Raw genomic sequence first — 13,580 nt, 5'->3', positions numbered from 1 at the left:
GAAGGCCACGCGGCAGCATCGGCGCGGAATTGGGGCAATTTCAGGGAATATTAACCTTAACGGGCCGCATTGTTTCGCAACGCGGCCCGTTCGGGGAATGTCAGCCTTGCTGGTCGTCGGCCTCGGGGTCGGGCTGGCCGACCCCCTTGAAGACCCATTTGAACGGCAGCGCCCACAGGATGCCAAGCACCGCATAGATCAGGAATTCGACCAGGATCGGCGGTCGGTCCAGCCAGGTCATGATCGACACGGCAATCACGGCATATACCGGCAGACCCACCAGCAAAATCAGCAATGCGAGGCGTTTCTTGGTCTTGTAGGTCAGCGTCTCTCTCCTCAATCGGCGAAAGGATCGGTCACCAGGATGGTGTCTTCCCGTTCCGGCGATGTGGAGAGTAGGGCGACGGGGCAGTCGATCAATTCCTCGACCCGGCGGACATACTTGATCGCCTCGGCAGGCAGATCGGCCCAGCTGCGCGCACCCTCGGTCGAGGCGGACCAGCCCCGCATCTCCTCGTAGATCGGAGTGCACCGCGCCTGTTGATCCGCCGCCGTGGGCAGATAATCGTAGCGTTCACCGTCCAGATCGTAGCCCACGCAGATCTTCAGCGTCTCGAACCCGTCGAGCACGTCGAGCTTCGTCAGCGCGATTCCGTTCACGCCCGACGTGGCGCAGGTCTGCTTCACGAGGCAGGCATCGAACCAGCCGCAGCGCCGCTTGCGGCCCGTGGTGGTGCCGAACTCGTGACCGCGCTCGCCGAGGCGATTGCCGTCCTCGTCATGCAATTCTGTCGGAAAGGGCCCTTCGCCCACACGGGTCGTGTAGGCCTTCACGATGCCCAGCGTGTAGTCGATGGCCTGCGGCCCGAGGCCCACGCCCGTCGCCGCCTGCCCCGCGATGACGTTGGACGAGGTGACGAAGGGGTAGGTGCCGAAATCGATGTCCAGAAGAGCGCCCTGCGCGCCTTCGAACAGGATCCGCTTGCCCGACTTGCGCTTTTCCTGAAGCACTTTCCACACCGGGGCCGCAAAGGGCAGGATCTCGTCCGCGATGGCCACCAGCTTCTCGATCAGCGCCGCGCGGTCGATGGCCTCGATGCCCAATCCCTTGCGGAGCGCATTGTGATGGGTCAGCGCCCGGTCGACCCGCGCCTCCAGCGTCGCGCGATCCCCAAGGTCCGCCACGCGGACGGAACGCCTGCCGACCTTGTCCTCATAGGCAGGCCCGATGCCCCGCCCGGTCGTGCCGATTTTGGCGCCGGGATTGGCGGCCTCTTCGCGGGCGCGGTCCAGCTCTCCGTGAATGGGCAGAATGAGCGGCGTGTTCTCGGCGATCATCAGCGTCTCGGGCGTGATCTCGACGCCCTGCTCACGCACGGTGGCGATCTCCTGCACGAGATGCCAGGGATCGAGGACAACGCCATTGCCGATGACCGACAGTTTGCCGCCGCGCACCACACCCGATGGCAGGGCATGCAGCTTGTAGACCTTGCCATCGATCACCAGCGTGTGGCCCGCATTGTGCCCCCCCTGGAAGCGCGCGATCACATCGGCGCGCTCCGAGAGCCAGTCCACGATCTTGCCTTTGCCTTCATCGCCCCATTGGGCGCCCACGACGACCACGTTTGCCATATCGACCCCTCGTCACGGCTTTCAAACGATGCCCTCTTAACGGGCGGGCGCGCGAGGGGAAACCGGGAAAAGCGCGGCGACGCGCGATGACCGGACCCGGCTTTAAGTTTTCGCCCCCGCCTGCGGAAAGTCGAGGTCGTCCAGATCGGCGACCGCCCAGGGCAGACCTTTGTTGCGGAAGATGCGTTTGCCCTTCTCCGGATAATCACCCACGTCGTGATCGAGCCGCTGGCCCACCACCAGCAATTGCAGGACGCTCTCGCCCGTATTCTCGATGTCATGCGCTTCGCCGCCTGCCGCGTAGCCCAGAAAGTCGCCGGGCCCGATGGCCTGCTGTGCTGCGCCGTATCGTGCAATCCCCGTCCCCCGAAGCACGAAGACGCATTCATCCTCGTGGTGGTGGCGGTGATATTCGGTGGTCAGATCACCCGGCGCCACTTCGATCAGATGCACGCCGAGCCCTGTCAGACCGCAGGCGTCGCCGAGCGACTTGTTCAGCCGTCTTGCGCGCGGGTTCAGAAAATGGGCCTTTTGCAGACCCGCCATGGCGGCGATCTCGGCGGCTGTCAGATGGACTTGCATATCGCTCATGAGGAGGCTCCCTTGCGGCAGAACGGGCGGCGACGGGGCGCCTTGGTGCAAGCTGACACGACAAAGCCTGGTCAAGGCAAGCGCGCCGGGTTGCGGGCCGCGATCAAATCCCCTATCTCGCACTGAATTGCAGCCCAGCCACAAGCGGACCGACATGCAGAACGTCATCCTGATCGTGCACCTTCTTCTCGCACTCGCGCTCATCGGCGTTGTGCTTCTGCAGCGCTCCGAAGGGGGCGGTCTGGGCATGGGCTCCGGCGGCGGGGGTGGTGCTATGTCCGCACGCTCCGCGGGCACGGCGCTGGGCAAGCTGACTTGGGCCCTGGCCGCGGCCTTCATCGCGACCTCGATCACGCTGACGATCTTCGCGGCGCAGAACTCGGCTTCGGGCTCCGTTCTGGATCGCCTGGGCGTTCCCGGGGCGGCCACGGACGACACGGGCACCGGGGTGCCCGCACTCGACACGGACGGCCTTCTGCCGCCGCCTTCGGGCGATACCGGCAGCGCGGGCGATGGCCCGCTGATCCCGCAGGCTGAGTAACCCACCAAACTGAGGACGGGCCGACACGTCGGCCCACCACCCTTTGCGGATACGCGCGCCGTCGCAACAGCATCTTGCGGTCGGCTTGCCATGGGCATGCGAATCCCCTACGATCCAAATCCCGTGATGCTGCGGTCCGAGCGGGCCGCGGGTGGGGCCATTCCAGCCCTTCATCGCTCGATAATACTGAGGCAAATCACGGGGTTCGCGCCATATGGCACGCTTTATCTTCATCACGGGCGGTGTTGTGTCTTCTCTGGGCAAGGGGCTTGCCTCCGCCGCACTCGGGGCTCTTCTTCAGGCCCGCGGTTTTTCCGTCCGGCTGCGCAAGCTCGATCCCTACCTCAACGTCGACCCCGGCACGATGTCGCCCTTCGAGCATGGCGAGGTCTTCGTCACCGATGACGGCGCCGAGACGGATCTCGATCTGGGGCATTACGAACGCTTTACCGGGGTGCCCGCGCGCAAGACCGACTCGATCTCCTCGGGCCGCATCTACACCAACGTGCTCGAGAAGGAGCGCCGCGGCGATTACCTCGGCAAGACGATCCAGGTCATTCCGCACGTCACCAACGAGATCAAGGACTTCATTTCCATTGGCGAGGACGAGGTCGACTTCATGCTCTGCGAGATCGGCGGCACGGTCGGCGATATCGAGGGCCTGCCCTTCTTCGAGGCGATCCGCCAGTTCAGCCAGGAAAAACCCCGCGGCCAGTGCATCTTCATGCACCTCACCCTCCTGCCCTTCATCAAGGCGTCGGGCGAGCTGAAGACGAAGCCCACCCAGCACTCCGTCAAGGAACTCCGCTCCATCGGCCTTGCCCCCGATATCCTCGTCTGCCGCTCCGAAGGGCCGATCCCGCAGAAGGAGCGTGAGAAGCTCGCGCTCTTCTGCAACGTGCGCCCCGACAGCGTGATCGCCGCGCAGGACCTCAAGTCGATCTACGAGGCGCCGCTGGCCTATCATTACGAGGGCCTCGACCAGGCGGTGCTGGATGCGTTCCAGATCACCCCTGCCCCGAAGCCGAACCTCAGCGTCTGGGAAGACGTGGCCGACCGCATCGCCAACCCGGAAGGCGAGGTGAATATCGCCATCGTCGGCAAATACACCCAGCTCGAGGACGCCTATAAGTCCATCGCCGAGGCGCTGACCCATGGCGGCCTCTGGAACCGCGTGAAGGTCAACGTGGACTGGGTCGATGCGGAGATCTTCGACCGTGAGGATCCCGCGCCGCATCTCGAAGGCTTCCACGCGATCCTCGTGCCCGGCGGCTTCGGCGAGCGTGGCACGGAAGGGAAGATCAAGGCCGCGCAATTCGCCCGCGAACACAAGGTGCCCTACCTGGGCATCTGCCTCGGCATGCAGATGGCGGTGATCGAGGCCGCGCGGAACGTGGCCGGTGTCACGCGCGCAGGCTCCGAGGAATTCGACCACGAGGCCGGCAAGAAGCGCTTCGAGCCGGTGGTCTATCACCTCAAGGAATGGGTGCAGGGCAACGAGAAGGTCAACCGGAGCGTGGCCGACGACAAGGGCGGCACGATGCGCCTCGGCGCCTATGACGCGGTGCTGAAAGAGGGCTCCCGCGTGGCGGGCGTCTACGGCCAGACTACGATCGACGAGCGCCACCGCCACCGCTACGAGGTCGACATCACCTACAAGGACGCGCTGGAGAAGGCGGGGCTGTGTTTCTCGGGCATGTCGCCTGACGGCAAACTTCCCGAGATCGTGGAATGGTCCGACCATCCGTGGTTCATCGGCGTGCAATTCCACCCCGAGCTGAAGTCGAAACCGTTCGATCCGCATCCGCTGTTCAAGGACTTTGTGCGGGCGGCTAAGGATGTGAGCAGGTTGGTTTGATACGTCATTTGCTAAGGCTTCGGGAAACTGGTTTCGGTCGGCTATTAATTTCTAGTTTATCTTGTGGGAAACGCTTTTCCCAAGTTTCTACAAGAAAAATTGTCAGAGCCGACGCAGTAGAAACTGATGGCCTAGCAATCCTAGGATCGAGTCTCCGAAAACCCCTCTCTCTCTTCCGTGTGCGGTTCCTGCATGGGTACGCAGTGAACCGATTCCCTGTGCTAAATTCGATAAAGCGCTCAATATAGCGCGAACATCGCCCTCAATCTCACTCTGAGAAATGCTCTTATCTGGAGCCAACCCTAAAGGCTCTCGAACAGACAAATATAGAGACTTGATATCCATTCTCTTTGGCCTCTCAATTTCCCTTGTTGCAATGATTGATTTACATACGCCTTCCAACATCGAACACGCTGCGGTCACTGATGCCTCTGGATCTTTCTCTACACTATCGAAAGCCCGCTGAAATTCTCGCTCGACGGTATCCAGCGTCCACTCCTTTGTCAGCTTTGAAAAATGCGGCTGTACCATTTGCACAGGAGCAGTTCCAATTTCATCAATCAGTTCTTGGAACGGCTTATCCTCAACCGCTGCATTATCCAAAAGGATCTCAACATACTCAGGTGTTATTGAAAATGATTCTAGGCTGGACTGCATGACTGCCTGTTCGATTTCGGAATCCCTCTCCTTGTTTCTTCTTTTCCAGAGAAGGTTGAGAAGCTCTACTACAACGTGTGACGGACAGACTTCTATGAAGCAGAGCAGCCTGTTGAGCTTTGAGGTGCCCTTTTCACTGAAAACTTCCACATAAATATTTGTCTCAAAATGATCTTCGAAAAACTCTGCAAATGTTTTATTTGAAAAATCCAGTACATACCCAGGGCTAGGACTAAAGAGCTCACAAATTTTTTCGCGTTGGTAATTTTTGATCTTCATGAAAACTCCTATTCTTGCATTAAAACAATGAGCATGATTGGAACCCTGTCTCTCAGTAGATATTTCTCAAACATTCGACTACCAAGAATTCACCCTATCACATCTTCATATAAACCAGCCCGAATAGCACCAAAGGTGCCGGGCCTGCGCCGGACCGGTCCCGCCGGTCTGGCGCATCGTCACAGCCAGCGCCCCGCTCAAGCAGAGCAATGACACCACAACCATAAAGCGCCCATCACGACCCGGGCAGCGCCAGCCCCCCGGTCCGGCGCAGGCCCGGCACCCCAGCGTTGCGCGCGATGAGACGTCATCCTCGGGCTCGACCCGAGGACCTTTGACCAAATCGTGCGTCAGTTGATCGGAGATCCTCGGGTCGCGCCCGACGATGACGGGGACGAGAGCGGGCGGCCGCGAGTTCCTCGGATCATGCCCGAGGATGACATCGCGCGCGCCCCATGTAGGGTGGGTGAAAACCCACCACGCCGCCCCACATCTCTCACATGCCCCGCCTCGGAACCCTCGCCGCTCTCTTCCTCGCGCTCATTGCCGCGCCCTTCGCGCTCTATTCCGGCGCGTTCGGCCTGCGCGGCCTGACCACTGACCTCTCAAGCGAAAGCCGCCTCTACACCTATCTCGCCCCCAACCTCGCCATCTTCACCCACATGATCGCGGGCGCGCTCATCACCGCACTGGCGCCCCTGCAACTCATCCCCGGCATCCGGGCGAAATACCCACAGTTCCACCGCAAGCTCGGCTACACGCTCCTCGTCGCCGCCACGCTCACCGGCGCGGGCGGGCTCCTCTACATCGCGCTCCGCGGCACGATCGGCGGCCCGCTCATGTCGGCGGGTTTCGCGCTTTACGGCGTGCTGATCCTGATCGCCGCGGCCAACACCACCTATCACGCCATCGACAAGGCGCGCGTGCGCCACCGCGCCTGGGCGCTGCGGCTGACGGTGCTGGCGGTCGGCTCGTTCCTTTACCGGCTGATCTACGGGCTGTGGTATTGGGCGACGGGGGGCGTGGCGTCGAACGAGCAATTCACCGGCCTTTTCGACCAGTTCATGTTCGTGGGCTTCTACCTGCCCTTCCTTGGCCTGCTGGAGCTCTACCTCGCCCGCGAACGCCGCCTTGCGCGCCCCGTCCGCAGCGCCTAAAGCCCGGCCATGCTGTCCTACCAACACGCCTATCACGCCGGGAATGCCGCCGATCTGCACAAGCACGGGCTTCTGGCGGTGATGCTCGACTACCTGACGCTGAAGGACAAACCGCTCAGCTATATCGAGACGCATGCGGGCCGGGGTCTTTACGATCTGGACAGCGCCGAGGCGCGGAAGACCGGGGAGGCCGCGGCAGGGGTGGATCGCATCGCCCTGCCCGAGGCGCATCCACTGGCCCGTGCACTGGAGGCGGTGCGCGCGCAGCAAGGCCCGCGGTCCTATCCGGGTTCTCCCCTGATTGCGGAGACGCTCCTGCGCGAAAAGGACGCGCTGCACCTCGCTGAGCTGCATCCGGCCGAACATGCCGCGCTGTCGCGGGCGGTCACGCGGGCGCAGACCTACCGCCAGGACGGCTTTGCTCTCGCCCACAGCCTTGCCCCGCCGGAGCCGCGCCGGGGGCTTCTGCTCTGCGATCCCTCCTACGAGGTGAAGGAGGATTACGCAGCGATCCCGCGCCACTTCGCCAAGCTCGCCCGCGCCTGGAATGTGGGCGTTCTGGCGCTGTGGTACCCGATCCTGCATGACGCCCGGCACAGGCCGATGCTGAAGGCTCTGAACGCGCAGTTTCCGGACGCGCTGACCTCCGAGGTGCGCTTCCCCCCGGCCCGCGCGGGGCACGGCATGACCGGCTCGGGCCTGTTCGTGGTCAACCCGCCCTGGGGTCTTGCCGAGGCAGCCCGGGACATCGCCACCCTCATCGAGCGCTGACTGACGCAACACCGCCTTTGCGTAAACTTGATGGACAAGTACCCCGCCCTCGGACAAGCTGAGCGGATTGCGGCGCGTTTGCGTCGCTCTATGACATGCACGGCCTCGTCATCATATGGCCGGGCCACCACGGCGGGAGGGTCAGGATGTCAAAGCGTCTGCTGATGTGGATCAACGCGCCGCATGCCGGCTGGCTTGACCCTGCCGATACGCCGCTCGCGCTGGCGACGCTTGCCGTGCACGCGGCCAATCGCGACCTGCCCGATGCGCTGATCGGGCCGCCGGAGCTTGACCGCATCCTCGCACGCCGGTTCGATCTTACCCGCGCGGAGGCCTCGGAAATGCGCGCCACCTGCGAAGCCTTGGCTCGCGCCGTCCGCTCCGGCGAGGAACTGGCCCAGCTCGTAAGCTGCCACGTGCCCGAAAACGAACGTCGCCTGCTTGCCGATTGCATGTCCGCCGAGCTGCGCGGGCGGCACCCCGATGCATCACGGCTGGAGCGGACCTTGTCCGCCCGGTTCGGCCTGCCCGGACAGCGCGGCGGCGAGTATCGTGTGAACTAGCCCTTTGACAGCGCCGCCCGAGCGTTTATCTGGCAATCATGTTCAAAGATTTCCTAGACCGGCTGACCTCGCCGACGCCCGCTCCGCTGCCCGATGCCGATGCGCGCCTGGCACTCGCGGCTCTCATGGTGCGCGTGGCGCGCGCCGATGGCCATGCCGACCAAAACGAGCTTGCGCGCATCGACCGCATCCTCGCGACCCGGTACGATCTGTCCGCAAGCGACGCGACCGCCCTCAGGCAGGATGGCGAAGCGCTGGAGGCTGAAGCGCCAGATACGGTCCGGTTCACCCGCGCGATCAAGGACGCCGTGGATTACGAGCATCGCATCGCGGTGGCCGAGGCGCTCTGGGCCGTGGCCCTTGCCGATGGCGACCGGGATCCCGCGGAAGATTCGCTCCTGCGGCTCGTGACGAACTTCCTCGGCATCAGCGACCAGGACAGCGCCCGGGCCCGCCAGCGCGTCGCATCGCAGGATTCCTGAGCAGATCACGACCTGACGCAGGGTTATTCGCGGCGAATCTGCCCGTTTTATGGGCTTTCGCGTTGCAAATGCCCCGCGAATACTCTCATTTTCGCAAGTCGGAGAGAGACCGTCCGCAAAAGAGAGTGCGCCTTGACCAACGAGACGACCGTCCTGGAAATCCGCGATCTGCACAAAGCCTATGGCGCGCTTGAGGTGATCAAGGGTGTCAGCTTCAGTGCGGCGCGCGGCGACGTGGTCTCGCTGATCGGATCGTCCGGCTCCGGCAAGTCGACCATCCTGCGCTGCGCCAATCTCCTCGAAGACAGCCAGCAGGGCGACATCCTGTTCAAGGGCGAGCCCGTCAAATGGAAGGGCGCGGGCCACAATCGCCGACCCGCCGATCCAAAACAGGTTCTGCGCATCCGCACGAACCTGTCGATGGTGTTCCAGCAGTTCAATCTCTGGGCGCACATGACGATCCTTCAGAACGTCATGGAAGCGCCCCTTACCGTTCTGGGCCGCGACCGCGCCGAGGTCGAGCAGGCCGCGCGGGGATATCTCGACAAGGTGGGCATCGGCGACAAGGCCGACAATTACCCGGCGCAGCTTTCAGGCGGTCAGCAGCAACGGGCGGCGATCGCGCGCGCGCTCTGCATGGAGCCCGAAGCGCTGTTGTTCGACGAGCCGACCTCGGCCCTCGATCCCGAGCTCGAACAAGAGGTCGTGCGTGTGATCAAGGATCTCGCCCGCGAAGGCCGGACCATGCTGATCGTGACGCATGACATGAAGATGGCACGCGACGTCTCAAGCCACGTCGTGTTCCTGCATCAGGGCCTGATCGAAGAAGAAGGCTCTCCGGAGACGCTGTTCGGCGCTCCGAAATCCGAACGGCTCCGGGGCTTTCTCAGCTCCACAATGGCGGACTGAACGCGCCGAGCCGAAACACCGATGTCCAACCTCAGGGAGAGAAAAGACATGAAGAAAGCAATGCTGGGCACCGCCATTCTGGCCATGACCGCCTCGACCGCATTCGCGGCCGAGCATTCCGTGGTCCGCCTGGGCACCGAGGGCGCCTACCCTCCGTACAACTACCTCGACGATGCAGGCGAAGTTGCGGGCTTTGAGCGCGAGCTGGGCGACGAGCTTTGCACGCGCGCCGAGATGACCTGCGAATGGGTCACCAACGACTGGGATTCGATCATTCCGAACCTGGTCTCGGGCAATTACGACGCGATCATCGCGGGCATGTCGATCACCGACGAGCGTGACGAGGTTGTGGACTTCACCCAGAACTACACGCCCCCCTCGCCCTCGGCCTTTGCTGCGATGTCCGAGGATGCCGATCTCGAAGGCGGCGTCGTCGCGGCACAGACCGGCACGATCCAGGCCGCGCATGTGGCCGAAACCGGCGCGACCCTGCTCGAATACCCCACCCCGGACGAGACCATTGCCGCCGTCATGTCCGGCGAGGCGGACGCGGTCATGGCCGACAAGGACTTCCTGATCCCGCTCGTTGAGGAAAATGCAGAGATGGTCTTCGTGGGCGACGACGTCCCGCTGGGCGGCGGCATCGGCATGGCCTTCCGCGAAAGCGATCCGGAGATGCGCGAAGCCTTCGACGCCGCGATCCAGTCCATGAAGGATGACGGCACGCTGAACGAGCTGATCGTGAAGTGGCTGGGCGAAGACAGCCCCCGCTTCTGATCCTGCCCGACCCGGAAGGGGCCCGCGTGGCCCCTTCCCGTTTGACGTCCTTCCCAATAGTCTTCACTCGACCTGAACCGGGACGCCCATGCTTTCCTGCGCCGATCCGAGCCAGCTTTCCGGCCTTTCCTGGCTGATGTGCTACCTGACGACGGGCAAGCACCTGTCGCTCTATATCTCGGTCGGGACCGTGCTTCTTCTGCTTGCGATCACCGCGCCCACTGCCCTTCTCTTCGGCTTTGGCGGCGCCTCTGCCGCGCGGTCGCGCTTCCTGCCGCTGCAATGGCTGGGCAAGGGCTACATCGCCGTGGTGCGCGGCGTGCCGGATATCGCCTTCTTCCTGTTCTTCGTGATCGCGCTCGACCAGGGCTTCGAATGGCTGCGCCACCAGTGGAAATGCCCCGACTGGTCGGAACCCATCCGCCAGGGATCGGATTTCATCGTCTGCGCCGAGGCCAAGTTGCCCTTGGGCACCGCGCCGCAATGGGTGCATGAAACCTACAGCTTCTTCGTCGCGGTGCTGACCTTCGCCATCGTCTTCGGCGCGTTCGCCGCCAACGTGCTTTACGGCGCCATGCGCGCCGTGCCCCGCGCCCAGATCGAGACCGCAGAGGCCTACGGCCTGTCGCAGCGCCAGACCTTCTGGCGCATCCTCGTGCCGCAGATGTGGGTCTTTGCGCTGCCGGGCCTGTCGAACCTCTGGATGGTGCTGATCAAGGCCACGCCCCTGCTGTTCCTGCTCGGGATCGAGGATATCGTCTACTGGGCGCGCGAGCTGGGATCGGCCAAGACACCGCGCTTCACCGATTACCCCCATGGCGACTGGCGCATGTGGTACTTCCTTGCGCTTCTGATCTTCTATCTGGCGTTCACCCGCGTTTCCGAGATCGTGCTTGCCCGGATCATGGCGCGGCTTACCCGCGGACAGGCCACGCTGGCCGGTGAAGCGCAGCGGAAGGCCGCGGCATGAGCTGTACCCAGACGATCATCGATTACGGCCTGCGCTCCATCGGTATTGGCGAGCGGCTGCTGCCGCGCACCGACTTCACGCTTTGTCAGCAATTCACGCTGATCGGCTCCGGCATGATCTGGAACGTGTATTTCGGCATCTTCGCGCTCACCTTCGGCTTCTTCCTCGCCACGGCCGTGGCGATGGGCAAGGCCTCGACGAACCCGGTTCTGCGCAAGGCGTCGGAATGGTTCATCTTCGTCTTCCGGGGCTCGCCGCTCTTCATCCAGTTCTTCTTTGCCTATTTCTGCTTTCTGGCCCTAAAGCCAGTGGCACCCATGTTCGATGTTCTCAGCTCGGCCTGGCTGGGTGCGCTCATCGTGCTCTTTCTCAACACCGCCGCCTATTCCGGCGAGATCTTCTACGGCGCGCTGCAATCGGTCCCCAAGGGCGACATGGAGGCGGCGGACGCCTACGGCCTTTCCGGCTGGTCGCGATTTCGCCGGATCACCTGGCCCACCATGCTGCGGCTGGCCTGGCCCGCCTACACGAACGAGGCGATCTTCCTCTTTCACGCGACGACGCTGGTCTTCTTCTCGGGCTTTCCCGCCTGGCAACAGCGAGGAGACGCGCTCTACTACGCAAGTTATTTTGCCGACAAGACGTTCAATCCCTTCGTGCCCTACCCCATCCTCGCGGGCTATTTCATCCTTGTGACGCTCTGCATCATCGGGCTTTTCGGGCTCATCAACCGCCGCCTGAACCGCCACTTGCCGAGCGACCGGCGGACAAGGCTGAAGATGCGGATGAACGTGATCCGGTGACTTGACCGGCGCTGTCCTCGGTTGGGCTTGGTAGCCCCGAGCGCCATTCAAGATGGTCAGGCGCTTTCAACGGTGCTTTTGCAGCCGCGAACCCGCGCTCGGGCTTTGAGCCCACCCCGTCCCGAACTTGATCAGCGCTCTCGCAGACACCAACGTGCTCCAAACGATCCTGCCCCCCTTGTCAGTTGTCGCGGCCCATGCAAAATTTGATCAAATTCCACGAAGGCCCATCCCATGTCCTCCCTCACGATGAAAAACTACCTGCGGAAACACCCCGAGATCCGCACCTTCCGTGTGGCCGCCTGCGATCTGAACGGCCAGCCCCGCGGCAAGCGCGTGCCCGCACGGTTCGGCGACAAGATTGTCGAGGACGGCACCCGGTTTCCGATGTCGGTGCTCAACCTCGATATCTGGGGCGAGGATATCGACGACAGCCCGCTTGTCTTCGAGACCGGTGACCGCGACGGCATCCTGAAGCCCACCGAACGCGGCTTCATCCCCATGCCCTGGCTCGAAGCGCCCACCGCGCTTTTGCCGATCTGGATGTTTCGCGAGGATGGCCGCCCCTACGAAGGTGATCCGCGCCACGCGCTGCGCGCAGTGCTAGAGCGCTACAAGGCGCGAGGCCTGACACCCGTCGTCGCGGTGGAACTCGAGTTCTTCCTGATCGACGATTCGGGCCGCACGCTCGAGATCCCGCTCTCGCCCCGCTCGGGCAAGCGCCGCAAGGCCGCCGAGACGATGTCGATCCGCGCGCTCGATGCCTTCGATACGTTCTTCACCGATCTCTATGATGCCTGTGAGGTAATGGATATTCCCGCCGATACGGCCATTTCCGAGGCGGGGCTCGGCCAGTTTGAGATCAACCTGATGCATTGCGACGATGCCCTGCGCGCGGCCGACGATGCCTGGCTGTTCAAGATGCTGGTCAAGGGGCTTGCCCGGAGCCACGGCTTTGCCGCCTCCTTCATGGCCAAGCCCTATGAGGATTACGCGGGCTCCGGCATGCACACGCATTTCTCGGTGCTCGATCAGAACGGCGACAATATCTTCGACGATGGCGGCCCGCAGGGCACGCCGGTTCTGCGCCACGCCATCCAGGGCTGCCTTGAGGCGATGAAGGACAGCGCGCTGATCTACGCCCCGCACCTGAATTCCTATGACCGCCTCGTGCCCGGCGCCCATGCGCCCACGGGGCTGTGCTGGGCCTATGAGAACCGCACGGCGGCCCTCCGCGTGCCCTCGGGCGCCCCTTCTGCACGCCGGATCGAGCATCGCGTTTCGGGCGGCGACGTGAACCCCTATCTTTCGCTCGCGGCGATCCTGGGCGCCGCGCTCAACGGCATCGAGGATGCACGAGCGGCCCCCGAGCCCATCACCGGCAATGCCTACGCGCTCGAAATGGACCACATGCCCGACAATTGGGCCGATGCGATCACGCTGTTCGAACAAAGCGAAATCATGCCGCGCATCTTCCACAAGGAGCTGATCCGCAACTACCTGCTCACCAAGAAACAGGAACGCCACTACATGGCGGAGCTCTCCCCGAAAGAGCAGGTGGAAATCTATCTCGACACGGTCTGATCCTTG

At 63.1% G+C, this 13,580-nt stretch carries 15 protein-coding genes; 11 read left to right on the top strand and 4 right to left on the bottom strand.

Translation table 11 applies throughout. From position 1 onward, the window contains the following. Positions 1-100: 100 nt before the first annotated feature. The 3 genes from FIV09_RS03995 to FIV09_RS03985 all read right to left on the bottom strand — a co-directional run bounded on the left by FIV09_RS03995 (position 101) and on the right by FIV09_RS03985 (position 2,223). Positions 101-340, bottom strand: a complete 240-nt coding sequence (locus FIV09_RS03995) for a DUF2842 domain-containing protein (protein WP_152448782.1) — start codon at positions 338-340, stop codon at positions 101-103. After that, positions 337-1,632 (bottom strand): adenylosuccinate synthase, encoded by a 1,296-nt coding sequence (locus FIV09_RS03990; protein WP_152448781.1) that lies wholly within the window; start codon positions 1,630-1,632, stop codon positions 337-339. The genes FIV09_RS03995 and FIV09_RS03990 overlap by 4 nt, the downstream gene beginning before the upstream one ends. A gap of 102 nt (positions 1,633-1,734) precedes the next feature. Continuing rightward, complete coding sequence (locus tag FIV09_RS03985; protein ID WP_152448780.1) at positions 1,735-2,223, bottom strand: cupin domain-containing protein; 489 nt, start codon at positions 2,221-2,223, stop codon at positions 1,735-1,737. 154 nt (positions 2,224-2,377) lie between these two features. Between FIV09_RS03985 and secG the strand changes: the two genes are divergently transcribed. Then, on the top strand, positions 2,378-2,764 hold the full coding sequence (secG, locus tag FIV09_RS03980; RefSeq protein ID WP_152448779.1) for a preprotein translocase subunit SecG: 387 nt from the start codon (positions 2,378-2,380) through the stop codon (positions 2,762-2,764). Between the two features lie 214 nt (positions 2,765-2,978). Next, a complete protein-coding gene (locus tag FIV09_RS03975; protein ID WP_152448778.1) occupies positions 2,979-4,622 on the top strand; it encodes a CTP synthase in 1,644 nt (547 codons plus the stop codon). A 102-nt stretch (positions 4,623-4,724) separates the two neighbouring features. On the opposite strand, the gene FIV09_RS03970 is transcribed toward FIV09_RS03975, so the two are convergent. After that, complete coding sequence (locus FIV09_RS03970) at positions 4,725-5,558, bottom strand: abortive infection family protein (protein WP_152448777.1); 834 nt, start codon at positions 5,556-5,558, stop codon at positions 4,725-4,727. Positions 5,559-6,058: 500 nt separating this feature from the next. Between FIV09_RS03970 and FIV09_RS03965 the strand changes: the two genes are divergently transcribed. The 9 genes from FIV09_RS03965 to FIV09_RS03925 all read left to right on the top strand — a co-directional run bounded on the left by FIV09_RS03965 (position 6,059) and on the right by FIV09_RS03925 (position 13,574). Further along, positions 6,059-6,715, top strand: a complete 657-nt coding sequence (locus tag FIV09_RS03965; RefSeq protein WP_152448776.1) for a DUF2306 domain-containing protein — start codon at positions 6,059-6,061, stop codon at positions 6,713-6,715. Positions 6,716-6,724: 9 nt separating this feature from the next. Beyond that, positions 6,725-7,486 carry a 23S rRNA (adenine(2030)-N(6))-methyltransferase RlmJ gene (locus tag FIV09_RS03960; RefSeq protein ID WP_152448775.1) on the top strand — a complete coding sequence of 254 codons (762 nt, stop codon included), beginning with the start codon at positions 6,725-6,727 and terminating at the stop codon, positions 7,484-7,486. Positions 7,487-7,632: 146 nt separating this feature from the next. Next, complete coding sequence (locus FIV09_RS03955) at positions 7,633-8,049, top strand: hypothetical protein (protein ID WP_152448774.1); 417 nt, start codon at positions 7,633-7,635, stop codon at positions 8,047-8,049. 38 nt (positions 8,050-8,087) lie between these two features. Continuing rightward, positions 8,088-8,531, top strand: coding sequence for a TerB family tellurite resistance protein (locus FIV09_RS03950; protein WP_152448773.1), 444 nt, complete (start codon positions 8,088-8,090; stop codon positions 8,529-8,531). Positions 8,532-8,663: 132 nt separating this feature from the next. Further along, positions 8,664-9,440 carry an ABC transporter ATP-binding protein gene (locus tag FIV09_RS03945; RefSeq protein WP_152448772.1) on the top strand — a complete coding sequence of 259 codons (777 nt, stop codon included), beginning with the start codon at positions 8,664-8,666 and terminating at the stop codon, positions 9,438-9,440. Between the two features lie 48 nt (positions 9,441-9,488). Continuing rightward, positions 9,489-10,217, top strand: a complete 729-nt coding sequence (locus FIV09_RS03940) for a transporter substrate-binding domain-containing protein (RefSeq protein WP_152448771.1) — start codon at positions 9,489-9,491, stop codon at positions 10,215-10,217. An 88-nt stretch (positions 10,218-10,305) separates the two neighbouring features. After that, entirely contained in the window at positions 10,306-11,187 is an 882-nt protein-coding gene (locus tag FIV09_RS03935) for an ABC transporter permease (RefSeq protein ID WP_152448770.1), read from the top strand. Beyond that, positions 11,184-11,990: an ABC transporter permease gene (locus FIV09_RS03930; protein WP_152448769.1), complete on the top strand. Its 807-nt coding sequence runs from the start codon at positions 11,184-11,186 to the stop codon at positions 11,988-11,990. The genes FIV09_RS03935 and FIV09_RS03930 overlap by 4 nt, the downstream gene beginning before the upstream one ends. 249 nt (positions 11,991-12,239) lie before the next feature. Next, positions 12,240-13,574 carry a glutamine synthetase family protein gene (locus FIV09_RS03925; RefSeq protein ID WP_152452335.1) on the top strand — a complete coding sequence of 445 codons (1,335 nt, stop codon included), beginning with the start codon at positions 12,240-12,242 and terminating at the stop codon, positions 13,572-13,574. Positions 13,575-13,580: the final 6 nt, after the last annotated feature.

It is taken from the genome of Roseivivax sp. THAF197b (assembly GCF_009363255.1).
In the GTDB taxonomy this organism is placed as follows: domain Bacteria; phylum Pseudomonadota; class Alphaproteobacteria; order Rhodobacterales; family Rhodobacteraceae; genus Roseivivax.
Note: the sequence above shows the minus strand (reverse complement) of the source record. Positions and strands in the feature narration are given on the sequence as shown.